This is a genomic window from Mesorhizobium sp. M0243 (genome assembly GCF_040321775.1).
In the GTDB taxonomy this organism is placed as follows: domain Bacteria; phylum Pseudomonadota; class Alphaproteobacteria; order Rhizobiales; family Rhizobiaceae; genus Mesorhizobium.
Window position 1 is genome coordinate 181,689 of record NZ_JAMYSF010000009.1, and the last position, 21,643, is coordinate 203,331.

Genomic DNA, 21,643 nt, shown 5'->3' on the forward strand with positions numbered 1-21,643 from the left:
CGGCATCATGCCGGTGCGGTCTGAGCCATTCGGCCTGCGCCACTATCTCATTTGCCTGAAAGGCGTCGTCCTGCGCGAGTGCCTGCGCTTCCTGCACCAGCGCGAACGCTTCATTTCCTCGCTGGTCCGGCCGCTCGTCTGGCTGTTCATCTTCGCCGCCGGCTTTCGCCAGGTGCTCGGCGTGTCGATCATCCCGCCCTACAAGACCTATGTGCTCTACGAGGTCTATATCACACCGGGCCTTTGCGGCATGATCCTGCTGTTTTCCGGCATGCAGTCTTCGCTGTCGATGGTCTACGACCGCGAGATGGGCAACATGCGCATCCTGCTGGTCAGCCCGTTTCCGCGCTGGTTCCTGCTGGTGTCGAAGATGCTGGCCGGTGTGGCCGTATCGATCGTGCAGGTCTACGCGTTCCTGATCGTTGCCTGGTTGTGGGGCGTCAAGGCGCCGCCACTCGGCTACCTCTACGTGCTGCCGGCACTGTTCCTGTCGGGCATGATGCTTTGCGCGCTCGGCATGCTCTTGTCTTCGCTGATCAAGCAGCTCGAAAACTTCGCCGGCATCATGAACTTCGTCATCTTTCCCGGCTATTTCGCGTCTCCGGCGCTCTATCCCTTGTGGCGCATCCAGGAGGCGAGCCCGCTGCTCTACAAGATCTGCCTCTGCAACCCGTTCACCTATGCCGTCGAACTGATCCGCTTTGCCTTCTACGGACAGATCGAATGGCTGTCGCTGGGCGTCGTCGCCGGCTGCACGCTGCTGTTTCTGGGCGGCGCCATCATCGCATACGATCCTTCGCGCGGTTTGGTGATCCGCAAACAGGACATGGGAGGAAACGCCTGATGGCGCGAATGAGGCTTGCTCACACTCTGGTTCTGGTCGCCACGCTTGCCTCGATGGGGAGCGCCGGCGCGGCAAACACCGATCCCGACTGGCCCTGCATGCAGCGTAAGGTGCCACAGCTCTCGCTTGGCCAGATCTGGAATGGGCCGGAGCTTCCTGCGACCGCGAAAGATTGGGCGAAGGATGCCCGTGTGTCGGCGCTTGTCGAGGCGGTGGCGGCCCGGCGGACGCCGATTGCCGAAGCCCAGAAAGAGATCAAGGATTTCGCGACTTCCCTGTCGGCCGAGCAGGTCGCACCAAAAATGACGATGCTGGTGCAGGGAATGTTCGACCATATGGACGCCGAGCGTTCGCACGTGATCTCCGGCATCTCCCGCTATGCGCACAAACAGCTCGAAATGGCGGCACAGTTGCGCAAGGAAGCATCCGAAGTCGACGCGCTGCGCGCCAAGGCCGATGCGGATCCGGACGAAGTCGAACGGCGAACCGACCAGCTGAATTTCGCGACGCGAATTTTCACCGAACGGGTCCAGTCGCTGACTTATGTCTGCGATGTGCCCACGATAATCGAGCAGCGGCTTTACCAGTTGTCGAAGACCGTCTCGGAAACGCTCGTCGTGAAGAAATAGACCTTGGCGCCTGCCTCATGACCCCCTGCCAGGCAGCACACGCCAGCGCTGCACGAAATAACCGGGATGCGTCTCGATCCACCGAGCCACCAGCGGCTGCGCCTGCATGAAGGCAGTCCCGGGATTCATCGCCAGACCGTCTACCATTTGTTCGCGTTGTTCGCAGGTCCGCGGTACATCCGTCAGGCAGACCATCATAACGAGTGTGTAGAGCATTACCCCTTTTCCCCATCGAATTCCCGAACCCTACCCGGGAGATTTCCGAACAGTCTGCAGGGGTTGCACATACGGATCGCTTACGGATGTGAAAGGACGTGGCCCCCGCTCTTTCGCACTGCAACATAACATATCGCTTATATAACACCAACGATCGCGGGCGTTCTCCACCGGACTTTCATCCGTTGCGTTCGTAAAATGTCATCCCGCCTTGTCTGGATACAGCTTTCCGAAAAGGGGCAGATACATCGCGCCCTTGCGCATCAGGAAATCGTTGAACGTGGCCATGGCCGGCGAGATTGCGTGATCGGTCCGCATCACCGAGAACCATTGCCGGCGGATCGGCATGCCGACAACGTCGAGGATGACGAGCCGGCCTGCTTCGGTTTCCGCAGCGATGGTGTGGGCAGAGATGAAGGCGATGCCCAGACCAGCCATCACCGCCTGCTTGATCGTTTCGTTCGAGGCCATCTCGACACCGAGGTCGTCGATGCGCCCAGGCACGTCGCTCAGGAATATTTCCAACGAGATGCGGGTTCCGGAGCCGGGCTCGCGAATAAGGAAATGCTCCTCGGCGATGCGCTCCTTGGAGATATCGCGCGCCGCGACCAACGGATGGTCGGGCGGCGCGATGATGACCAGCGGGTGATCGCCGAAGACCGAAGCACGCACCGGAACCTCTTTCGCCGGGCGCCCCATCAGCGCGATATCGATGTCGTGGTTTCGGAGGTTGTCGATCGTCTGGGCACGGTTTCCGATGGCAAGCCGCATGTCGATGTCGGGATGGTCCTTCATGAACGCAGCCATCAGCCGCGGCGCGAAATATTTGGCGGTGGAAACGACGCCGAGCCTCAAGCTGCCGGTGCGTACGCCCTTGATGGCATCCATCTTGTCTTCGAGCAAACCGAGATGCTCCTCGATAACCTGTGCTGTCTCGACGAAAGCCCGACCTGCGGCAGTGGGACGCATGCCGTCCGACGTTCGGTCGAACAGAGCCAGCTGGAATTCTTCCTCCACTTGCCGCAACTGGATTGTCAGCGCTGGAGGAGACAGGCCTAACATCTTGGCTGCGCTGACAATTTTTCCGCACTTGATGATTGCCTGGACGGTCTTGAAATGCTTGAGCGTGAGGTTTCTCATGCCGCATACTAAATTATTTTTACTGGCTAAGTAAAGTTATTGAATTTTACTTATCTCTCCACGTTTGTTTCCATTCCTCCAGTCCAGCCGCTCCGAGGAGATGCGGCCGGACCGGGAGGTTACGATGCCAGCGGCAACGCTCGACGCTTTTCTGAACTCCTATCTCGGCCAGCCTGACGAATTCCGCTCGGCAGTTGTGACGACCGTCCGTCAGTTGACACAGGCCGCCATCAAGGTCCGCAACACCATCAATCAAGGGGTGCTCGGCGCCGCCTTTGCGGAAACCCGTGGCGCCAATGCCGATGGCGACGTCCAGAAGGATCTCGACGTCTTCTCCGACGACATCTTCCTCGACGCCATGCGCCGCGCACCAGTCGCGCTTTACGCCTCCGAGGAACTGGAGCAGCCGGTCCTGCTCGACAGGCAAGCGCCACTCGCCATTGCGATCGACCCGCTCGACGGCTCTTCCAACATCGACACCAACGTGTCGATCGGAACGATCTTCTCGCTCCTGACCGCAACTGGCGCGCCGGACGCTGATCCGGCCGCCTCTTTCCTGCAGGCGGGCGTGAACCAGCTAGGCGCCGGTTTCTTCATCTATGGGCCGCAGCTGGCACTCGTCCTGTCGCTCGGCAGCGGCACGCATGTCTTCGTCTTCTCGACAAGGCTCGGCACCTTCGTCCAGGCCTATGAAAGCCGGATCATTCCGCAACGCACTCAGGAGTTCGCCATCAACGCCGCCAACTACCGGCACTGGGACGAGGCCGTGCGGCTCTATGTCGACGACTGCCTGGAGGGCACCGAAGGACCGCGCGAGAAGGATTTCAACATGCGCTGGATCGCCTCTCTGGTTGCAGACTGTTACCGAATATTGATGCGCGGCGGCGTCTTTCTCTACCCCGGCGATCGGCGCAAGGGCTATGGTCAGGGACGGCTGCGCCTCGTCTACGAGGCCAACCCGATCGCCTATCTCATAGAACAGGCTGGTGGTGCCGCCACCGATGCGATCAACCGAATCCTGGAAATCGAACCCGAGAGCCTGCATCAGCGCGTGCCGATGATCTTCGGGTCGGCGCGGGAAGTCGCGCGCATCACCCGCTACCACACAGAGCCGAGCAACATCGGTGAGCGTGCGCCGCTGTTCAGCCGCCGCGGCCTGTTCAGAGCCTGAGCAGCACCATGTCAGCCAAGCACCCCATCATCACCATCACCGGGTCGTCGGGCGCGGGCACGACCTCGGTTAAGCGCATCTTCGATCTGATTTTCCGGCGCGAGAACATCGAGGCCGCTTTCATCGAAGGCGACGCATTCCACCGCTACGACCGCGCGGCGATGAAGGGAAAGGTGGCCGAGGAGGAAAAGGCCGGCAACCCGAACTTCACCCATTTCAATGCCGCGGCCAACGAACTCGGAATTCTCGAAGAGGTGTTCACGGAATATGGCCGCCGCGGAACCGGCAAGACCCGCACCTACATTCATGATGAGGAAGAGGAAAAGCAGCACGGCACGCCACCGGGAACCTTTACCGAATGGCGCGAATTCGCTCCCAGCGACCTGCTCTTCTACGAGGGGCTGCACGGCTGTGTCGTCACCGACACGATCGATTTGGCCAAGCATGCGGATCTCAAGATCGGCGTCGTGCCGGTCATCAATCTCGAATGGATCCAGAAGATCCATCGCGACCGTTCGACACGCGGCTATTCCACCGAGGCGGTGATGGACGTGATCCTGCGCCGGATGCCCGACTATGTCCGCTACATTGTCCCGCAATTCTCGCAGACCGCCATCAACTTCCAGCGCGTGCCGATCGTCGACACGTCCAACCCGTTCATCGCGCGCTGGATCCCGACGCCGGACGAATCGATGCTGGTTATCCGCTTCGCCAATCCGCGCGGCATCGATTTTCCGTATCTGCTGTCGATGATCCACGACTCGTTCATGTCGCGGCCAAATTCCATAGTGGTGCCAGGCAACAAGCTCGATCTTGCCATGCAGCTGATCCTGACGCCGCTCATCCTGCAATTGACTGAACGCAAGAGCCGTGTGTCGTGAGGAGGATGCAATGACCAGCCAAACAGCACTGAAGCCCGTCACCACAACCGCTCCCGTCTCGGAGCGCGACATGGCGAACGCCATTCGCGCGCTGGCGATGGACAGCGTCCAAAAGGCGAATTCGGGTCACCCAGGCATGCCGATGGGCATGGCCGATGTCGCAACGGTGCTGTTCAACCGCTTCATCAACATCGATCCGTCGAGGCCGGACTGGCCCGACCGTGACCGTTTTGTGCTTTCAGCCGGCCACGGCTCGATGCTGCAATACGCGCTGCATCATTTGCTCGGCTATGAGGACATGCAGGTCGAGGAATTGCAGCGATTTCGGCAGTTGGGCAGCCGCACCGCCGGGCATCCGGAATACGGCCATGCGCTTGGCGTGGAGACCACCACCGGACCGCTGGGACAGGGCATTTCCACGGCGGTCGGCATGGCGCTGGCGGAACGTATGCTTGCCGCCCGCTACGGTACCGATCTGGTCGATCATCATACCTATGTGATTGCGGGCGACGGCTGCCTTCAGGAGGGCATCAGTCACGAGGCGATAGACCTCGCTGGTCACCTGAAGCTTTCCCGCCTGATCGTCTTCTGGGACGACAATGCGATTTCCATTGACGGGCCGACCTCCCTCTCCACGTCGATGGACCAGCCGGCGCGCTTCAAGGCCGCCGGCTGGGATGTCCAAAGCGTCGCCGGCCACGACATGGAGGCAGTCGCCGCGGCAATCGAGTCGGCGCGGCGGTCGGATCGGCCATCGCTGATTGCCTGCCGCACAGTGATCGGCATGGGTGCCCCCAATCTCGGCGGTTCGGAGAAGACGCACGGCGCACCGCTGGGTGAAGCAGAGATCGCCGCGACACGCGAAAACATCGGCTGGGCCCACGCGCCGTTCGATGTGCCGGATGATATCCTTTTCGCCTGGCGCGAGATTGCCGGTCGCGGCGAAGCGATGCGGCGCGCCTGGGAGCAGCGGCTTGCCGCCTCGCCGCGGCGCGAGGCTTTCGAGAGCGCCGTCGCCGCCGAACTGCCCGACACCGTCTTCAAAGCGCTCGACGCCTTTCGTCGCGAACATGTCGAGAAGGCAACCAAGGTGGCGACGCGAAAAGCCTCCGAAATGGCGCTCGAGGTCATCAACGGCGCAACGGAATTGACCGTCGGCGGCTCGGCCGATCTGACGCATTCAAATCTGACGATCACCAAGGGCATGAACCGCATTGCGCCGGGTGATTATGCCGGCCGCTACATTCACTACGGCATTCGTGAGCACGGCATGGCTGCCGCCATGAACGGCATCGCGCTGCATGGCGGTTTCGTGCCCTATGGCGGTACGTTCCTGTGCTTCGCCGATTATGCGCGCGGCGCGATGCGGCTCTCGGCGCTCATGGGCCAGCGCGTCATCTATGTGATGACACACGATTCCATCGGCCTCGGCGAGGACGGCCCGACGCACCAGCCGGTCGAGCACCTTGCGATGCTGCGTGCCACGCCTAATCTCAACGTCTTCCGCCCGGCGGATGTCATCGAAACGGCGGAGTGCTGGGAACTCGCGCTAAAGAGCAAGGATCGGCCGAGCGTCCTGGTGCTGTCGCGCCAGAACTTGCCGATGCTGCGTCGGTCGCACAGCGACGAGAACCGCTCCTGCCAAGGCGCTTACATCCTGCGCGAGCCGACAAAGCACCGCGCCGTCACCCTGATCGCCACCGGCTCGGAGGTCGAGATCGCGGTTGCTGCCGCCGAAAGGCTGGAGACCGAGCATGGCGTCGCCGTCGCCGTCGTGTCGATGCCGTGCTGGGAGCTTTTCGAGGAGCAGGAAAGCGCCACCCGCAAGGCCGTTCTCGGCTCGGCGCCGCGCGTCGCGGTCGAAGCGGCAGCCCGGCTGGGCTGGGATCGCTGGATCGGCGAGACCGGCGCTTTCGTCGGCATGACCGGCTTCGGCGCCAGCGCCCCTGCCCCCGACCTCTACCGGCATTTCAACATAACGTCCGAAGCGGTTGCTGCAGCGGCGCTGAAGCTCATCATCTAGGAGGATTCACAATGGCTCGCATCACCCTTCGCCAGCTTCTCGACCATGCCGCCGAGCACGGCTACGGCGTTCCGGCATTCAACATCAACAACATGGAACAGGGCCTCGCCATCATGGAGGCGGCCAAGGCCTGCGACGCGCCAGTCATCATCCAGGCTTCACGTGGCGCCCGGTCCTATGCCAACGACATCATGCTGGCCAAGATGATGGAGGCGCTGACCGAAATCCACCCGGCCATCCCGCTATGCATCCATCAAGACCACGGCAACAGTGAGGCCACCTGCCTTTCCGCGATCCGCCACGGCTTCACCTCGGTGATGATGGACGGATCCTTGATGGCGGACGCCAAGACGCCGGCAAGCTACGACTACAACGTCGCCATAACCGAACGCGTCGCACGCATGGCGCATTGGGTCGGCGCTTCCGTCGAAGGCGAACTGGGCGTGCTCGGCTCGCTGGAAACCGGCCAAAGCGAGGCGGAGGATGGCCACGGCGCCGAGGGCGCGCTCTCTCACGACCAACTCTTGACCGATCCCGATCAGGCGGTCGACTTTGTGACTGCAACCCAGGTCGACGCGCTGGCGATTGCCTGCGGCACCTCGCACGGCGCCTACAAATTCACCCGCAAGCCGGACGGCGACATCCTGGCCATGCAGGTGATCGAGGCGATCCACGAGAAGCTGCCCAACACGCATCTGGTCATGCACGGCTCTTCCTCGGTGCCGCAGGAGCTGCAGGACATCATCAACAGATACGGCGGCGAGATGCCCCAGACCTTTGGCGTTCCGGTCGAGGAGATCGAGCGCGGCATCCGCTACGGCGTGCGCAAGGTCAACATCGACACCGATTGCCGCATGGCCATGGCCGGACAGTTCCGCCGCGTCGCGACGGAAGACCCGCGCGAGTTCGATCCCCGCAAATTCCTGAAACCCGCCATGGATGCCTTGCGCGACCTTTGCCGGGACCGCTTCGAGCGCTTCGGTACGGCGTCCAACGCCTCGAAGATCAAGGTCATCGCCATGGACGAGATGGCGAAACGTTACGCCGCGGGAAAACTCGACCCCCATATCGCAACCGCGAAAGCCGCCTGAGCAACAAACAGGAGACCTGTCATGAACAAGATCGACATACTGCCAGCGGGGACGCTCAAGGAAGGCAAGGAACGCTATAAGTCAGGGGTCATCCCCTACAAGAAGATGGGCTATTGGGAGCCTGACTACAGGCCCAAGGAGACCGATCTGATCGCCATGTTCCGGATCACGCCGCAGCCGGGCGTCGACCACGAGGAGGCGGCGGCCGCCATCGCCGGCGAATCCTCCACCGCGACGTGGACCGTGGTGTGGACCGACCGGCTGACCGCCTGCGAGCTCTACCGCGCCAAGGCGTTCAGATCCGAGCCGGTGCCGAACACCGGTCCCGGAACCAAGACCGAACAACAGTACTTCGCCTACATCGCCTACGACCTCGACCTGTTCGAGCCGGGCTCGATCGCCAATTTGACCGCATCGATCATCGGCAATGTGTTCGGCTTCAAGGCAGTCAAGGCGCTGCGGCTGGAAGACATGCGTATCCCGGTCGCGTACCTCAAAACCTTCCAGGGGCCGGCGACAGGCATCGTGGTGGAGCGTGAGCGGCTCGACAAGTTCGGCCGGCCGCTGCTCGGCGCTACGACGAAGCCGAAGCTCGGCCTGTCGGGCCGCAATTACGGCCGCGTCGTTTACGAAGCGCTGAAGGGCGGCCTCGATTTCGTCAAGGACGACGAGAACATCAACTCGCAGCCCTTCATGCACTGGCGCGACCGCTTCCTCTACTGCATGGAGGCCGTGAACAAGGCGTCGGCTGCCACTGGCGAGGTCAAGGGCCATTATCTCAACGTCACCGCCGGCACGATGGAGGAGATGTACGAGCGCGCCGAATTCGCCAAGCAGCTTGGCTCCTGCATCGTCATGATCGACCTCGTCATCGGCTACACGGCGATCCAGTCGATGGCCAAGTGGGCACGCCGCAACGACATGATCCTGCACCTGCACCGTGCCGGCAACTCGACCTATTCGCGCCAGAAGAACCACGGCATGAATTTCCGCGTCATCTGCAAATGGATGCGCATGGCCGGCGTCGACCACATCCATGCCGGCACTGTGGTCGGCAAGCTGGAAGGCGACCCGCTCATGATCAAGGGATTTTATGACACGCTGCGTGAGGAGCGCACGCCGCAGAACCTCGAAACCGGGCTGTTCTTCGATCAGGAATGGGCCTCGCTCAACAAGGTGATGCCCGTCGCCTCGGGCGGCATCCATGCCGGCCAGATGCATCAGTTGATCCACTATCTCGGCGAGGACGTCATCCTGCAGTTCGGCGGCGGCACAATCGGCCATCCGGACGGCATCCAGGCAGGCGCGACGGCCAATCGCGTCGCCCTGGAAGCGATGATCCTGGCCCGCAACGAGGGGCGCGATTATTTGCGCGAAGGGACCAAGATCCTCGAACAGGCGGCCAGATGGTGCACGCCGCTGAAGGCTGCCCTGGAGACCTGGAAGGACGTCACCTTCAACTACGAATCGACCGACACGGCCGACTTCGTGCCAACCGCAACGCCCAGCTTCTAGACGAAAGGAACCATCGTCATGATGACCAATCCGGGAAACAAGGTCACGCAGGGACAGTTCTCGTTCCTGCCAGACCTGACCGATGAGCAGATTTCGGCGCAGATCAAATACGCGCTGAAGAACCATTGGGCGGTCAGCGTCGAGTACACGGACGATCCGCATCCGCGAAACACCTACTGGGAAATGTACGGCAACCCGATGTTCGATTTGAAAGATCCGGCGGGCATACTGCTCGAGGTCAATGCTTGCCGGAAAGCCTGTCCGAACATGTATGTGCGGGTAACCGCCTTCGATTCGACCAAGGGCTGGGAAGCGCCGCGCATGTCGTTCATTGTCAACCGGCCGCCCAGCGAACCCGGGTTCCGGCTGCTGCGCCAGGAGCGCGACGGCCGCAGCCAGGGTTATTCGATCGTGCCTTATGCGACCGACAGGCCCGAGGGCGAGCGGAGCTAGCTGAACCATGCTGAACGCGATGACCAAGGACGCTGCCGCACAGGACGCGACGGTTGATCTGCAGGCCGAGTTCGAGGCCTCCAACATCGACGAGGTGATGGACAAGCTCGACCGTGAACTCGTTGGCCTGAAGCCGGTCAAGACCCGCATCCGCGAGATCGCCGCTCTCCTCCTGGTCGACCGGCTTCGCCGCAAGTTCGGGCTGACCTCGGGCGCCCCGACGCTGCACATGAACTTTACGGGAAATCCCGGCACCGGAAAGACCACCGTGGCGCTGAGGATGGCCGAAATCCTGCATCGTCTGGGCTATGTCCGCGAAGGCCACATGGTCGCCGTGACGCGCGACGATCTTGTTGGCCAGTATGTGGGCCACACCGCGCCCAAGACCCGCGAGGTGATCAAGCGTGCCATGGGCGGCGTGCTTTTCATCGACGAGGCGTACTATCTCTACAAGCCCGAGAACGAACGCGACTACGGCCAGGAATCGATCGAAATCCTGCTGCAGTGCATGGAGAACAACCGTGACGATCTGGTTGTGATCCTTGCCGGCTACAAGAACAAGATGGACCGCTTCTTCGACAGCAATCCCGGTATGCGTTCGCGCATCGCCCACCATCTCGATTTCCCCGACTATGGTGTCAGCGAACTGAAATCAATCGCCGAGATTATGCTCGCGGAGCAGAATTATCGCCTCAGCGAGGCGGCATCCCGTGCGCTCGAAGAGTATCTTCCGATCCGCATGAGGCTGCCGCATTTCTCCAACGCGCGTTCGGTCCGCAATGGGCTCGATCGGGCACGGCTGCGGCAGGCCAACCGGCTTTTCGCATCGCGCAGCAGGGTGTTGACCAAGGCCGATCTTGTCACCATCGAGGAATCCGACATCCGCGGCAGCCGCGTGTTCGCGGAAGGGAAACTCGAAGGCGAACCGGAGACGAAGATGCGCTGACGGGATGAAGCCGGCTGGCGCAGAGACCAACAGCGCAGACAGGATTGGAGACGACGACCATGGTCACCAGGACAATCATCGCACCCTCCGTGCTTTCCGCGGATTTCTCGCGGCTCGGCGACGAGGTCGAAGCTGTCGTGCGGGCGGGTGCCGACTGGATCCATCTCGACGTGATGGACGGGCATTTCGTACCCAACATCACCTTCGGTCCGCCGGTGATCAAGGCGATCCGCGACCGAACGGACAAAGTCTTCGACTGCCATCTGATGATCGCGCCGGCCGACCCCTATCTGGCCGCCTTCGCCGACGCCGGCTGCGACATCATCACGGTGCACGCCGAGGCCGGGCCGCATCTCGATCGTTCCCTGCAGGCGATCAAAAATCTCGGCAAGAAGGCCGGCGTATCGCTGAATCCTTCGACGCCGGAGAGCGCCATCGAATATGTGCTCGACAGGCTCGACCTGGTGCTTCTGATGACGGTCAATCCAGGCTTTGGCGGCCAGGCCTTCATTTCCGCGGTCATCGAGAAGATCAGGCGAATCAAGGCACTGGTTGGCCACCGCCCGATTGACATCGAAATCGATGGCGGCGTCACGGCCGAATCCGCCCCGCTGGTCGCCGCGGCCGGCGCCAATGTGCTGGTCGCCGGGTCGGCCGTGTTCAAGGGGGGCACCGAGGCGGCCTATCGCGCCAACATTGGAACCATCCGACAGGCGGCCGACGGTGCGATCCGGAAAGCCGCGTAAACCATTCCATCGGAGGCAAGCATGGCGGCCGTCCCCCCTGTCTGCGATTTCGGCTGGCGCGCCATCGATGCCGTTTTGCCTGACGTCGACGGCAGGTCGCATTCGATCTTCAGCCAGGCCGGCCCGAACGGCCTGGTCGTGGCCTTCATCTGCAATCACTGCCCTTATGTGAAGGCGGTGATTTCACGTATCGTGCGCGATGCCAACGACCTCAAGGCCGAAGGTATCGGCTTTGTCGCGATCAACTCAAACGATGCCGATGCCTACCCGGAGGATTCCTTCGACCAAATGAAGCTATTCGCCACGACGAGCGGCTTCAGCTTCCCTTACCTGCACGACCAGCACCAAACTGTGGCGCGCGATTACGCAGCCGTGTGCACTCCCGATTTCTTCGGGTTCAACAGCGAGTTGGGACTGCAATATCGCGGTCGGCTGGACGCCTCGCGACGAGAAGCCGGAGCGCCCGGGCTGAGACGCGATCTGTTCGAGGCGATGAAGCAGGTTGCCCGAACCGGCGACGGGCCGCTGGACCAGATCGCCTCGATCGGCTGCTCGATCAAGTGGAAGGATGCCGCATGAACGTCGGCGCAGGTAGGCCGCTTCGATCGCCGAAGGCGATCCTGTTCGACCTCGACGGCACGCTGGTCGACTCGGCGCCGGACATAGCGGCCGCAGTCAACGAATTGCTGGCCAGCCGCGATCTGCCGCCGCTGCGCCTGGATCAGGTCACGGCCATGATCGGCGGCGGCGTCAGGAAATTGATCGAGCGAGCCTTCGCGGCGTCGGGAGCGCCACTGCTCGGTAACGCTCTCGATGAGGCCAACCGCGTCATGGCGCCTATCTACCGCCGGCATCTGACCGGCCTGACAAGGCTGATGCCTGGCGTCAGGGAGGCTCTCACCCACTTTCATTTGGGCGGGGTAAGCATGGGGGTGGTAACCAACAAACCGCAGTTGGCGACCCGCGAAATCCTGCTTCATTTCGGATTGACGGAATATTTCGGCGCCATCGTTGGCGGAGACGCGGTGACATTCCTGAAACCGGCGCCCGATGCCCTGCTGCTGGCGTTGGCACAGCTTGGGGTCGACGCCGGTGACGCGCTGCTGGTCGGAGACAGTGGCGCTGACCTGGGCGCCGCACGCGCCGCCGGCTTGCCCGTCATTCTGTTGCGCGGCGGCTACAGCCACATTCCGGTGGAAGAGCTTGGCGCCGACCTTGTTTGCGACAGCCTTTTCGATCTGCCTTCGGCAATGCAGAGGCTGCAAGCCGATGCGTGATTGAGGCGTCCGCCGGCCGAACGCAAATTCGAACGGCCGGCTGCGCTCTATTTCGAGAATTGCTTCAGATAGGCAATGACATTGGCGATGTCTTCGTCCTGCTTGAGGCCGACAAACGCCATCTTCGTTCCTTTGACCATGGCCTTGGGATCGTGAAGATAGGTCTTCAGTGAGGGCTCATCCCATTTGACGCCGGATTTGCCAGCCGCGACCATCGCCTGAGAATAGCTGAACCCCGGGTGTGTTCCAGCCGTTCGGCCTATGACGCCGTTCAACGACGGGCCGACCTTGTTCTTGTCCTGGTCGGCGACGTGGCAGACCTTGCATTTGGCGAAGACCTTCTCACCCGCCGCCGCATCCTGTGCCTGGGATTGGCTCGCGATGAAGGGCACAACGGACATGACTGCGAAAAATGCGATTGCGCGCATGGCATTTCCTCATTGATCGTCTGGGTGCCCTGGACGATTTGCGCATGCCGATCCTTTGATCCGTCGGCATGCGCCTTACGCGGTGGTGTGGAATATCCGCTTCTCCCGTGGAGCCGCGCCGCGTGATTCAGAAGCTAATTGGCATGTTGTGAAAGTCAATCGTACAAAGGTTTAGAGGCCTGGGTGCTCAACAGACCCGTCCATTCGTCTTTGTTGACGGTGATCCGGCGAGCGCGTAGCTTGACCTCACTCCGGTTTCTCCATTGGCACCTCGGGAAATCCGGCAAACGGTGATTTTGCCCTCGCTTCTGGTTGGGCTGAGCTCGCCGGGATGAGCGTTTGGGAACGCGCAAGAGGTGCTGAATGGACATGGTCGATCTCATATTGACGGTTTGCCTCAGCGCCAATCCGAGCAATTGCCGAGACGAACATCTCTATTTCGAGAGCCGCGGCACTCTGTTCCAATGCATGATCCTTGCCCCCAGCGAAATCGCGAAATGGTCCCAAGAACACCCGACCCTCAAGGTCATGCGCTGGAAATGCGCATTTCCAAACAAGGAACGAGCCATTTGATTTGGCAGCGCGGAACCCTGGGGAGGAGGTGTCATGATGGTTTCACGGCGCATGACGTTGCGTCTGGCGGTTCTCGGGACAGCCGCTGTTCTTGCTACCAGGCCGGGCGTTGCGGCAGCCAGGATTCGCCTCGGTGTGCTGAAGTTTGGAACCGTGAGTTGGGAACTCGATACGCTAAGGCAGCACAAATTCGATGCCGCGAACGGGATCGGTCTGGAGATCATCGACTTCGCCGGCGAGGATGCAACCAACGTCGCGATGCTGGCTGGCGCGATCGATATGATCGTCTCCGACTGGCTGTGGGTCTCGCGCCAGCGCTCCGAAGGCGGCGACCTCACATTGACCCCCTATTCGACCGCGGTGGGTGCGATCATGGTGAAGGAGGATTCGCCGATCCGGACGGTCGCCGATCTCAAGGACAAGAAGATCGGCGTCGCCGGCGGCCCGCTCGACAAGAGTTGGCTGCTGATACAAGCGCTGACCAGACGCGATGTCGGCGTCGACCTGTCGGCAACCAGCGACATCGTCTTTGGCGCGCCGCCACTGATTTCGGAAAAGGCGATACAGGGCGAACTCGATGCAGTGCTGAATTTCTGGCATTTTTGCGCGCGTCTCGAGGCCAATGGCTTCCGTCGATTGATCGGCGTGAATGACGCGGCAAAGACGCTCGGGGCTCTGGGACCCGTTTCGGCGCTCGGTTACGTCTTCCATGACCAATGGGCGAACCAGAACCCGGATGCCGTCAGGGGTTTCGTGAGGGCGTCCGCGCAAGCCAAGGACTTGCTGGCCAGATCCGATGACGAATGGCTGCGCCTGGCGCCGATCATTCGCGCGGAAGGCAAGGAACTGGAAAAGCTGCGCGATCGCTACCGCCAGGGCATTCCCAGACGGTCGGTCGCCGAGGAAGCGGCCGACGCCGGCAGGCTATACCATGTGCTGGCGGCGATCGGCGGCGCGAAGCTGGTCGGCAGCGCACCGGAGATGGCGCCCGGCACATTCTGGCAGGAACCCCGGAAATGACCGCATTGGAAACCGGCGGCACGCGTGATGCCCCGCCGAGCATGTCCGGCCGACGTAGCCTGGCGATGGCACTGGTGCCCGCGCTGACCGTAGCGGTTTCCCTGCTCGGGCTTTGCCTGCTGTGGAACCTTGCGGCAAGCGTCTGGCCAAGCCGTGCCTTTCCAGGACCTGGGCAGGTCTGGCAGGTGCTTCTCAGGGAGGCTGCGAACGGCGATCTCTTTTACCATCTCGGCGTGACCCTCGGCCGGGTCGCCGCGGCATATATCGTCGCAATGATCATCGGATCCGTCATCGGCGTTTTGCTCGGCAGCCATCGTCGTGTCGACCATTTTTTCAACCCGTGGGTGATCCTGTTCCTCAACATCCCGGCGCTGGTGGTCATCGTCCTCGGCTACATCTGGTTCGGCCTCAACGAGGCGGCGGCGATCGGCGCGGTGGCGGTGAACAAGATCCCGAATGTCGTGGTGACGATGCGCGAAGGCGCCAGGGCGCTTGATCCAAGTTACGCCGAAATGGCCACCGTCTATCGCTTCGGCCGCCTTGAACGCATCCGCCATATCCTGCTGCCGCAATTGCAGCCCTATCTTGCCGCCGCATCGCGATCCGGCATCGCCCTCATCTGGAAGATCGTCTTGGTCGTCGAACTGCTCGGCCGCTCGAACGGTGTCGGCTTCCAGATCCATCTCTATTTCCAGCTCTTCGATGTCGCCGCCATTCTTGCCTACACGCTGGCTTTCGTGGCGGTGATGCTTGTCATTGAACTTCTCCTGGTGCAGCCCGTTGAACGACATGCAACCCGTTGGCGCCGTCGTCCCGCTTAAGGTCGACATCGCCGAAAAGACCTTCAGGTCCGCGCGAGGCGTCTCGATCACGGCGCTTCAGGACCTTTCCTTCGAGGTCCGGCAAGGCGAATTCGCCTGCTTGCTGGGACCGTCAGGCTGCGGCAAAACCACGACGCTGCGTATCCTGCTTGGCTTGGACAAAGACTTTTCCGGCTCCTTCCAGTTGCCGCAAGGAGGTTCGAACCGCATCGCCGCCGTATTCCAGGAACCGACCCTGCTGCCGTGGCGAACGGTGGAACAGAATGTCAGGCTGGCGTTGCCGAAAAGCTTGAGAGCGAAAAATCTCGACAGGCTGTTCGACACGCTCGGCCTCGCCGGTATGCGCTCGCTCTATCCTGCCGAACTGTCGCTCGGCCTTGCGCGCAGGGCAGCACTTGCCAGGGCTTTCGCGACCGAGCCGGCGGTGCTTTTCCTGGACGAACCCTTTGTCTCGCTCGACGAACAGACCGCCGAGCGGCTTCGGCATCTGCTTTTGACCGTGTGGTCGGCACGGCCAACGACCGCCTTGATGGTGACGCACAATCTACGCGAGGCACTGATGCTGTCGGACCGCATCATCGTGCTCGCGCCGCGGCCAACCCATGTGCTCGGCGTGTTCGACGTACGGCTGCCACGGCAACATCGCAATTCGCAGGTGATGAGCGACCTTCTGCGGTCGTTCCATCATAGATTTCCGGACGTCACCTGATCGCCAGCAGGCGAAATGCATATCGGAGGCCTTCATGTCGGTTGATCTGCTAAGACGCAGGCTTGTGAGTGGCTTCGCCTGCACCGCCGCCAGCGCCGCCTTGCTGCCATGCTGCCTCGGACGAGCCGCTCTGGCCGCAGGCGGCAGCTTGCGGTTCTCGGTCAGACAAATCGCCGACGGCGTCTTCGCCTTCCAGGGCGCGGATGAGTTGATGACCGCCGCCAACGACGGTGCGATCTGCAATCTGGGCGCCGTCATAGGCACCGATGTGGTTGCCGTCATCGACAGCGGTGGCAGCCTGATCGAGGCGCACGCCTTTCTCGCCGCGATCGGAAAGCTGACAGCAAAGCCGGTTCGCTTCCTGGTCAACACCCACATGCATCCCGACCATATCTTCGGCAATGCGGCATTCCGGAAGATCGGCGCGACCATCGTCGGTCACCGCAATCTGCCGCGTGCTCTCGAGGCGCGTGGTGCATTCTATCTGCACAACTATCGCGAACAGCTTGGCGAGGCGCTGATGGAGGGGATCGAGATCGTGTCGCCGACCATGCTGGTCGACGATCACCTGCAACTCGACCTCGGCGGGCGCATGATCGAACTGCGCGCATGGAAGGCGGCGCACACCGACAACGACCTGACCGTGTTCGATCCCGCGACCAGAACGCTCTTTGCCGGCGATCTCGTGTTCATAGGCTCCTTGCCGACGCTCGACGGATCACTGCTTGGATGGCTCCGCCAGATGGATGCGCTCACCGCGATCGACGCCGCGCGCGTCGTTCCAGGTCATGGTCCTGTAACGGCCGACTGGCCACAGGCGCTGGCGGAGGAGCGACGCTATTTCGAGATTCTGGCGCGCGATATCCGAAAGGCGATCGCCGACGGAACGCCGCTGCGCGAAGCAGTTAAAACCGCGGGCGAAACCGAACGGGATAATTGGCACCTGTTCGACGATTACAACGAGCGCAACGCAACGGCCGCATTTGCCGAACTCGAATGGGAATAGACGATGCCGACACGCGTCAGGTACCTGTAACGCACGGCGATTTGCCAAGGTGTCGCCAAAGGCTTATCCTCAACGCAGCCTGGGCACCACCTCTCTTGCATTGGTGGAGGCATCGAAATGCAAAATCACGCTTACTCGAGCCGGCAGCTCGCTTTGCCGCTCGCATCCGTTTTCGTCGCGATCATCTTGGCCATCGGCACGCTGCTCGGCTCCTCGGGAACCGCCAGCGCACAGCAAACAACCGCGTCCTCGGATAGGATCTGGCAGGATTTGAAGGGCGACGTGTTCGGCGATCGGGCAATTCTGGTCGATACCGGGGTCGTCAGGATCGAAGCGCCGAAGCGGGCGCAGGATGCCGCCATCGTGCCCGTCGACATCTATCTCGATCCAGCCAAGGCGCCGGACGGCATCAAATCCGTTACCTTGATCATCGATGCCAACCCTGCACCGGTGGCGGCAACGTTCCAGCTCGGCAAGGATGCCGGCGTGACGCATCTGTCGACGCGCGTGCGCGTCAACGACTATTCCTATCTGCGTGCCATCGCTGAGACGCAGAGCGGCCAACTCCATATGATGCAGACCTTCGTCAAGGCATCAGGCGGATGCTCCGCCCCTGCGGTCAAGAACCAGGACGAGGCCAACGCAACGATGGGTCAGATGAAGCTGCGCCAGTTCCCGCCCAAAGAGACGATGACCAAGACCGAGGAACTGCAGTTGATGATCCGGCACCCTAATAATTCGGGCCTGCAGCGGGATCCGCTGACCCAGTATTTCATACCGGCCCATTTTGTCCAGAAACTGTCGATCTCCCAAGCCGGCCGGCCGATCCTCTCCATGGAAGGTGGAATATCGATTTCGGAAGACCCCAATTTCCGGTTCGATTTCAGCGTGCACGGCAACGGCGAAATCCAGGTGGAAGCGATCGACACGGATGGCAAGACATTCCGCAATCAGTGGCCCCTGGAGACAGCAGGTCTCTGAAGTATCCCTCTTGCGCCGTAATGCCGGCTGCTTGCCAGCTCGATCCCGAAAGTGGAGTTCGTTTCGCGAGGATCAGACAAAGGATGGTACTCCATCCGGCTTGCGGAGGGAGCAGGCTCTAAAAGCAGCGCACGTCGGCTTCCGACTGCGCGCGCTTCAATTCGGTGCGGGCTGCCTTCGCCGGTGCGCTTTCGCGAAACAACCCCGCGTTTTCCCCTGTGGTCAAAGACATGCTCTTGAAAGTCTCGGCTCTCTCATAGTGGTCGTAGGGAAGGATCGAGGCGATGACGTCGATCGAGCAGGAACAGCTTTCCAGCGCCTGACGTGTCTGGCCGTTCGTCTGCATGCAGCCGAGCACGTAATCGGCGATCGTTGCTGTCGGGTAATCTCCCGCGGCGCCCGCCGGGTTTGCGAAGGCCAGCGGCGCGGCAAGGAGCAGCGGCAAAGTCGAAAATCCAACATATCTGATCACGGGAAAACCTCCGGTTGGGCTGGGCGCGATGCGCCCAGTCGGGATCACCGTGGCAGTTGGCAACGTGCCGCAGAGTCAGTCAAGCGCCCATGGCTTCCGTATACGACCAAAGGAGGAATGCAGTGCTGGTCGACGGTGGTTCCGCATGGGGGCCCCATGCCCCGGTCCACGCTCCAACTCCAACGATCATCTCATGCTTGGCTCACTATCGTTTCCCAACGGGGCACGTACATGGCCATGCCGAGACATCGAAGTGAATACCTCCAAATAAAATCCACACTTAGGTGAAATGTAAAACTCAAAAAATAATCAAATTTTATCCGGCCCACCGTTATTTCTCAATCAGAAATACTTCATCTAACAAATACTACCCTACTTATTTCCTTATATTGCGCCGCATCATTTACGATATTGCGGTGCAAAAAAACACCCAGGCTTTTTTGCTTGCCTAGCGTTTTGCGATGACATAGCCTCACTCTGTTTCCGGCTTCAAGGGCGTCACCGTCATTAGGGAGCGGCGACAGTCTTTCGTAGGCCAAGGTGAGGTGGGCAGTAACGGTGCCCTCTGCACATCTGGCTTAGGTCGTGACACGCTGCCGGAAATATTTCCCCCCCGTGAATCGCTTGGGCAAGCCCTTGTGGGCTCAGCAAATGATTCATCACTATGAACCTCGGGAGGAATTCGGATGCGTGTATTTACGAAAGCTACCTATATTCTAACCACTGCGGCGTTTCTGTCGCTCGGCGCGGCCTTTACGGCGTCGGCTAACGAGGACCTTGCAAAGCTGGCTTCGGATTCGAAGAACTGGGCAATGCAGACGGGTGACTACGCCAACACCCGCTATTCCAAACTCAACCAGATTACTGCGGACAATGTGAAGAACCTGCAGGTCAAGTGGACCTTTTCCACCGGCGTGCTACGAGGCCACGAGGGTGGACCGCTTATCATCGGCGATGTGATGTATGTTCACACGCCTTTCCCGAACAATGTCTTTGCGCTCGATCTCAAGAATGACGGGAAGATCCTCTGGAAATACGAACCCAAGCAGGATCCCAACGTCATTCCGATCATGTGTTGCGATACGGTCAATCGCGGCGTTGCCTATGGTGACGGCAAGATCATTCTCAATCAGGCCGACACCACCGTCGTCGCCCTCGACGCGAAGACCGGCAAGGTCGTCTGGTCGGTCAAGAACGGCGACCAGACCGATGGCGGCAAGGGCGAATCCGGCACGGCTGCTCCCGTCGTCGTCAAGGACAAGGTGCTCATCGGCGTATCCGGCGCCGAATTCGGCGTTCGCGGCTGGCTGGCCGCCTACAATCTGAAAGATGGCAAACTCGCCTGGAAAGCCTATTCGGAAGGTCCGGACGCAGACACCCTGCTCGATCCCGAGAAGACCACGCATCTCGGCAAGCCGGTGGGCAAGGACTCCGGCACGAACACCTGGGAAGGCGAGCAGTGGAAGACCGGCGGCGGCACGACATGGGGATGGTATTCCTATGATCCCAAGCTGAACCTGGTCTACTATGGCACCGGCAATCCCTCGACGTGGAACCCGGTACAACGCCCCGGCGACAATCGCTGGTCGATGACGATCATGGCCCGCGATGCGGATACCGGTGTTGCCAAATGGCTCTACCAGATGACCCCGCATGACGAATGGGACTATGACGGCATCAACGAGATGATCCTCGTCGATGGCATGGAGGTCAACGGCGCCAAGCACGACGTGCTGGTGCATTTCGATCGCAATGGTTTCGCCTACACCATGGATCGCGCCACCGGCGACCTTCTCGTCGCCAAGAAATACGATCCGGCCGTGAACTGGGCGACGGAAGTCGTCATGGACCCCAAGAGCGAACAATATGGTCGCCCGCAGGTCGTGGCGAAATATTCGACCCAGCAGAACGGCGAAGACACCAACTCGACGGGCATCTGCCCGGCGGCGCTTGGAACGAAGGACCAGCAGCCGGCGGCCTATTCGCCGAAGACCGGGCTGTTCTATGTCCCGACCAACCATGTCTGCATGGACTATGAGCCTTACAAGGTGAGCTACACCGCCGGTCAGCCTTATGTTGGCGCCACCGTGTCGATGTATCCCGCACCTGGCGGCGACGGCAACATGGGCAACTTCATTGCCTGGGATGCGGCCAAGGGCGAGATCGTCTGGTCGAAGCCCGAGCAGTTCTCGGTGTGGTCGGGTGCGTTGGCGACAGATGGCGACGTCGTCTTCTACGGTACACTCGAAGGCTACATCAAGGCGGTCGATAAGGACGGCAAGGAACTCTACAAGTTCAAGACCCCGTCCGGCATCATCGGCAACATCACGACCTACGAGCAGGGCGGCAAGCAGTACATCGCCGTTCTGTCCGGCGTCGGTGGCTGGGCAGGTATCGGCCTGGCAGGCGGTCTGCTTTCGCCTGATAACGCCGCTGCCTGGCATGGCGCCGTCGATCAGGGCCGTGCCCAAGGCGACGAGGCCGCGGTCGTTGGCACCGCTGGTCTTGGTGCCGTCGGCGGTTACGCTGCACTTGCCGACTACACGACGCTGGGCGGTCAGCTCACCGTCTTCGGTCTCCCGGATTGATGCGCTGGGAACCTTGAGAACGCCTCAGGTCTTGTGAGACCAAAGGCTTGAAGAACGAGAGCCCGGATCATCCGGAAGCCATGGCCGGGCTCTCGATTCGGTCACGCACCCAA

The 21,643-nt window shown here is 61.2% G+C and carries 23 protein-coding genes; 19 read left to right on the plus strand and 4 right to left on the minus strand.

Going from position 1 to position 21,643, the window contains the following annotated elements; genetic code table 11:
* The first annotated feature begins 7 nt into the window (after window positions 1–7).
* A complete protein-coding gene (locus NKJ11_RS14985; RefSeq protein WP_050580490.1) occupies window positions 8–844 on the plus strand; it encodes a lanthanide ABC transporter permease protein PedC in 837 nt (278 codons plus the stop codon).
* Entirely contained in the window at window positions 844–1,473 is a 630-nt protein-coding gene (locus tag NKJ11_RS14990) for a hypothetical protein (protein WP_023810408.1), read from the plus strand. The genes NKJ11_RS14985 and NKJ11_RS14990 overlap by 1 nt, the downstream gene beginning before the upstream one ends.
* Before the next feature lie 15 nt (window positions 1,474–1,488).
* Here the strand turns inward: NKJ11_RS14990 and NKJ11_RS14995 are convergent, their stop codons facing one another.
* Both NKJ11_RS14995 and NKJ11_RS15000 read right to left on the minus strand, forming a co-directional pair.
* Window positions 1,489–1,689, minus strand: a complete 201-nt coding sequence (locus tag NKJ11_RS14995; protein WP_023810407.1) for a hypothetical protein — start codon at window positions 1,687–1,689, stop codon at window positions 1,489–1,491.
* Window positions 1,690–1,890: 201 nt separating this feature from the next.
* On the minus strand, window positions 1,891–2,829 hold the full coding sequence (locus NKJ11_RS15000; RefSeq protein WP_127319312.1) for a LysR family transcriptional regulator: 939 nt from the start codon (window positions 2,827–2,829) through the stop codon (window positions 1,891–1,893).
* A gap of 124 nt (window positions 2,830–2,953) precedes the next feature.
* On the opposite strand from NKJ11_RS15000, the gene NKJ11_RS15005 reads away from it, so the two are divergent.
* Genes NKJ11_RS15005 through gph form a run of 10 tightly spaced genes read left to right on the plus strand, consistent with a single transcriptional unit; the run spans window position 2,954 to window position 12,932 of the window.
* On the plus strand, window positions 2,954–4,000 hold the full coding sequence (locus NKJ11_RS15005; protein WP_023810405.1) for a class 1 fructose-bisphosphatase: 1,047 nt from the start codon (window positions 2,954–2,956) through the stop codon (window positions 3,998–4,000).
* Between the two features lie 8 nt (window positions 4,001–4,008).
* A complete protein-coding gene (locus NKJ11_RS15010; RefSeq protein ID WP_023810404.1) occupies window positions 4,009–4,881 on the plus strand; it encodes a phosphoribulokinase in 873 nt (290 codons plus the stop codon).
* 10 nt (window positions 4,882–4,891) lie between these two features.
* On the plus strand, window positions 4,892–6,904 hold the full coding sequence (gene tkt / locus NKJ11_RS15015; RefSeq protein ID WP_352793677.1) for a transketolase: 2,013 nt from the start codon (window positions 4,892–4,894) through the stop codon (window positions 6,902–6,904).
* Window positions 6,905–6,915: 11 nt separating this feature from the next.
* Window positions 6,916–7,995, plus strand: a complete 1,080-nt coding sequence (fba, locus tag NKJ11_RS15020) for a class II fructose-bisphosphate aldolase (protein ID WP_023810402.1) — start codon at window positions 6,916–6,918, stop codon at window positions 7,993–7,995.
* Between the two features lie 21 nt (window positions 7,996–8,016).
* Window positions 8,017–9,510 carry a ribulose-bisphosphate carboxylase large subunit gene (locus tag NKJ11_RS15025; protein WP_013532056.1) on the plus strand — a complete coding sequence of 498 codons (1,494 nt, stop codon included), beginning with the start codon at window positions 8,017–8,019 and terminating at the stop codon, window positions 9,508–9,510.
* A gap of 18 nt (window positions 9,511–9,528) precedes the next feature.
* Entirely contained in the window at window positions 9,529–9,963 is a 435-nt protein-coding gene (locus NKJ11_RS15030; RefSeq protein ID WP_013532057.1) for a ribulose bisphosphate carboxylase small subunit, read from the plus strand.
* 7 nt (window positions 9,964–9,970) lie between these two features.
* Window positions 9,971–10,909: a CbbX protein gene (cbbX, locus tag NKJ11_RS15035; RefSeq protein WP_023810399.1), complete on the plus strand. Its 939-nt coding sequence runs from the start codon at window positions 9,971–9,973 to the stop codon at window positions 10,907–10,909.
* 59 nt (window positions 10,910–10,968) lie between these two features.
* The gene (gene rpe, locus NKJ11_RS15040) at window positions 10,969–11,655 is read left to right on the plus strand and encodes a ribulose-phosphate 3-epimerase (protein ID WP_352793679.1); all 687 of its coding nucleotides are present in this window, start codon (window positions 10,969–10,971) and stop codon (window positions 11,653–11,655) included.
* Between the two features lie 21 nt (window positions 11,656–11,676).
* The gene (locus NKJ11_RS15045) at window positions 11,677–12,234 is read left to right on the plus strand and encodes a thioredoxin family protein (protein WP_023810397.1); all 558 of its coding nucleotides are present in this window, start codon (window positions 11,677–11,679) and stop codon (window positions 12,232–12,234) included.
* Window positions 12,231–12,932 carry a phosphoglycolate phosphatase gene (gene gph, locus NKJ11_RS15050; protein ID WP_352440185.1) on the plus strand — a complete coding sequence of 234 codons (702 nt, stop codon included), beginning with the start codon at window positions 12,231–12,233 and terminating at the stop codon, window positions 12,930–12,932. Before NKJ11_RS15045 ends, gph begins: the two co-directional genes overlap by 4 nt.
* Window positions 12,933–12,979: 47 nt before the next feature.
* On the opposite strand, the gene NKJ11_RS15055 is transcribed toward gph, so the two are convergent.
* On the minus strand, window positions 12,980–13,360 hold the full coding sequence (locus tag NKJ11_RS15055) for a c-type cytochrome (RefSeq protein ID WP_023810395.1): 381 nt from the start codon (window positions 13,358–13,360) through the stop codon (window positions 12,980–12,982).
* A gap of 363 nt (window positions 13,361–13,723) precedes the next feature.
* On the opposite strand from NKJ11_RS15055, the gene NKJ11_RS15060 reads away from it, so the two are divergent.
* The 6 genes from NKJ11_RS15060 to NKJ11_RS15085 all read left to right on the plus strand — a co-directional run bounded on the left by NKJ11_RS15060 (window position 13,724) and on the right by NKJ11_RS15085 (window position 18,470).
* Window positions 13,724–13,933: a hypothetical protein gene (locus tag NKJ11_RS15060; RefSeq protein WP_023810394.1), complete on the plus strand. Its 210-nt coding sequence runs from the start codon at window positions 13,724–13,726 to the stop codon at window positions 13,931–13,933.
* Window positions 13,934–13,966: 33 nt separating this feature from the next.
* On the plus strand, window positions 13,967–14,953 hold the full coding sequence (locus tag NKJ11_RS15065; RefSeq protein WP_352793680.1) for an ABC transporter substrate-binding protein: 987 nt from the start codon (window positions 13,967–13,969) through the stop codon (window positions 14,951–14,953).
* Window positions 14,950–15,774 (plus strand): ABC transporter permease, encoded by an 825-nt coding sequence (locus tag NKJ11_RS15070; protein ID WP_128303314.1) that lies wholly within the window; start codon window positions 14,950–14,952, stop codon window positions 15,772–15,774. Before NKJ11_RS15065 ends, NKJ11_RS15070 begins: the two co-directional genes overlap by 4 nt.
* Window positions 15,743–16,483 carry an ABC transporter ATP-binding protein gene (locus NKJ11_RS15075; protein WP_023810391.1) on the plus strand — a complete coding sequence of 247 codons (741 nt, stop codon included), beginning with the start codon at window positions 15,743–15,745 and terminating at the stop codon, window positions 16,481–16,483. The genes NKJ11_RS15070 and NKJ11_RS15075 overlap by 32 nt, the downstream gene beginning before the upstream one ends.
* Window positions 16,484–16,517: 34 nt before the next feature.
* The gene (locus NKJ11_RS15080) at window positions 16,518–17,489 is read left to right on the plus strand and encodes a quinoprotein relay system zinc metallohydrolase 2 (protein WP_352793681.1); all 972 of its coding nucleotides are present in this window, start codon (window positions 16,518–16,520) and stop codon (window positions 17,487–17,489) included.
* 117 nt (window positions 17,490–17,606) lie between these two features.
* Complete coding sequence (locus NKJ11_RS15085; RefSeq protein WP_352610600.1) at window positions 17,607–18,470, plus strand: quinoprotein dehydrogenase-associated SoxYZ-like carrier; 864 nt, start codon at window positions 17,607–17,609, stop codon at window positions 18,468–18,470.
* A 118-nt stretch (window positions 18,471–18,588) separates the two neighbouring features.
* Here the strand turns inward: NKJ11_RS15085 and NKJ11_RS15090 are convergent, their stop codons facing one another.
* The gene (locus tag NKJ11_RS15090) at window positions 18,589–18,942 is read right to left on the minus strand and encodes a hypothetical protein (protein WP_023810388.1); all 354 of its coding nucleotides are present in this window, start codon (window positions 18,940–18,942) and stop codon (window positions 18,589–18,591) included.
* 686 nt (window positions 18,943–19,628) lie between these two features.
* On the opposite strand from NKJ11_RS15090, the gene NKJ11_RS15095 reads away from it, so the two are divergent.
* Window positions 19,629–21,530 (plus strand): methanol/ethanol family PQQ-dependent dehydrogenase, encoded by a 1,902-nt coding sequence (locus NKJ11_RS15095; protein WP_023810387.1) that lies wholly within the window; start codon window positions 19,629–19,631, stop codon window positions 21,528–21,530.
* Window positions 21,531–21,643: the final 113 nt, after the last annotated feature.

Bases quoted from the DNA above. Each gene is read 5' to 3' on its own strand.
- NKJ11_RS15075 (WP_023810391.1), top strand. From the start codon at position 15,743: ATGCAACCCGTTGGCGCCGTCGTCCCGCTTAAGGTCGACATCGCCGAA.
- NKJ11_RS15060 (WP_023810394.1), top strand. From the start codon at position 13,724: ATGGACATGGTCGATCTCATATTGACGGTTTGCCTCAGCGCCAATCCG.
- cbbX (WP_023810399.1), top strand. From the start codon at position 9,971: ATGCTGAACGCGATGACCAAGGACGCTGCCGCACAGGACGCGACGGTT.
- NKJ11_RS14985 (WP_050580490.1), top strand. From the start codon at position 8: ATGCCGGTGCGGTCTGAGCCATTCGGCCTGCGCCACTATCTCATTTGC.
- NKJ11_RS15030 (WP_013532057.1), top strand. From the start codon at position 9,529: ATGATGACCAATCCGGGAAACAAGGTCACGCAGGGACAGTTCTCGTTC.
- NKJ11_RS15085 (WP_352610600.1), top strand. From the start codon at position 17,607: ATGCAAAATCACGCTTACTCGAGCCGGCAGCTCGCTTTGCCGCTCGCA.
- NKJ11_RS15000 (WP_127319312.1), bottom strand. From the start codon at position 2,829: ATGAGAAACCTCACGCTCAAGCATTTCAAGACCGTCCAGGCAATCATC.
- tkt (WP_352793677.1), top strand. From the start codon at position 4,892: ATGACCAGCCAAACAGCACTGAAGCCCGTCACCACAACCGCTCCCGTC.
- NKJ11_RS15065 (WP_352793680.1), top strand. From the start codon at position 13,967: ATGATGGTTTCACGGCGCATGACGTTGCGTCTGGCGGTTCTCGGGACA.
- NKJ11_RS15045 (WP_023810397.1), top strand. From the start codon at position 11,677: ATGGCGGCCGTCCCCCCTGTCTGCGATTTCGGCTGGCGCGCCATCGAT.
- NKJ11_RS14995 (WP_023810407.1), bottom strand. From the start codon at position 1,689: ATGCTCTACACACTCGTTATGATGGTCTGCCTGACGGATGTACCGCGG.
- NKJ11_RS15055 (WP_023810395.1), bottom strand. From the start codon at position 13,360: ATGCGCGCAATCGCATTTTTCGCAGTCATGTCCGTTGTGCCCTTCATC.
- NKJ11_RS15080 (WP_352793681.1), top strand. From the start codon at position 16,518: ATGTCGGTTGATCTGCTAAGACGCAGGCTTGTGAGTGGCTTCGCCTGC.
- NKJ11_RS14990 (WP_023810408.1), top strand. From the start codon at position 844: ATGGCGCGAATGAGGCTTGCTCACACTCTGGTTCTGGTCGCCACGCTT.
- rpe (WP_352793679.1), top strand. From the start codon at position 10,969: ATGGTCACCAGGACAATCATCGCACCCTCCGTGCTTTCCGCGGATTTC.
- NKJ11_RS15010 (WP_023810404.1), top strand. From the start codon at position 4,009: ATGTCAGCCAAGCACCCCATCATCACCATCACCGGGTCGTCGGGCGCG.
- NKJ11_RS15005 (WP_023810405.1), top strand. From the start codon at position 2,954: ATGCCAGCGGCAACGCTCGACGCTTTTCTGAACTCCTATCTCGGCCAG.
- NKJ11_RS15070 (WP_128303314.1), top strand. From the start codon at position 14,950: ATGACCGCATTGGAAACCGGCGGCACGCGTGATGCCCCGCCGAGCATG.
- fba (WP_023810402.1), top strand. From the start codon at position 6,916: ATGGCTCGCATCACCCTTCGCCAGCTTCTCGACCATGCCGCCGAGCAC.
- NKJ11_RS15025 (WP_013532056.1), top strand. From the start codon at position 8,017: ATGAACAAGATCGACATACTGCCAGCGGGGACGCTCAAGGAAGGCAAG.
- NKJ11_RS15095 (WP_023810387.1), top strand. From the start codon at position 19,629: ATGCGTGTATTTACGAAAGCTACCTATATTCTAACCACTGCGGCGTTT.
- gph (WP_352440185.1), top strand. From the start codon at position 12,231: ATGAACGTCGGCGCAGGTAGGCCGCTTCGATCGCCGAAGGCGATCCTG.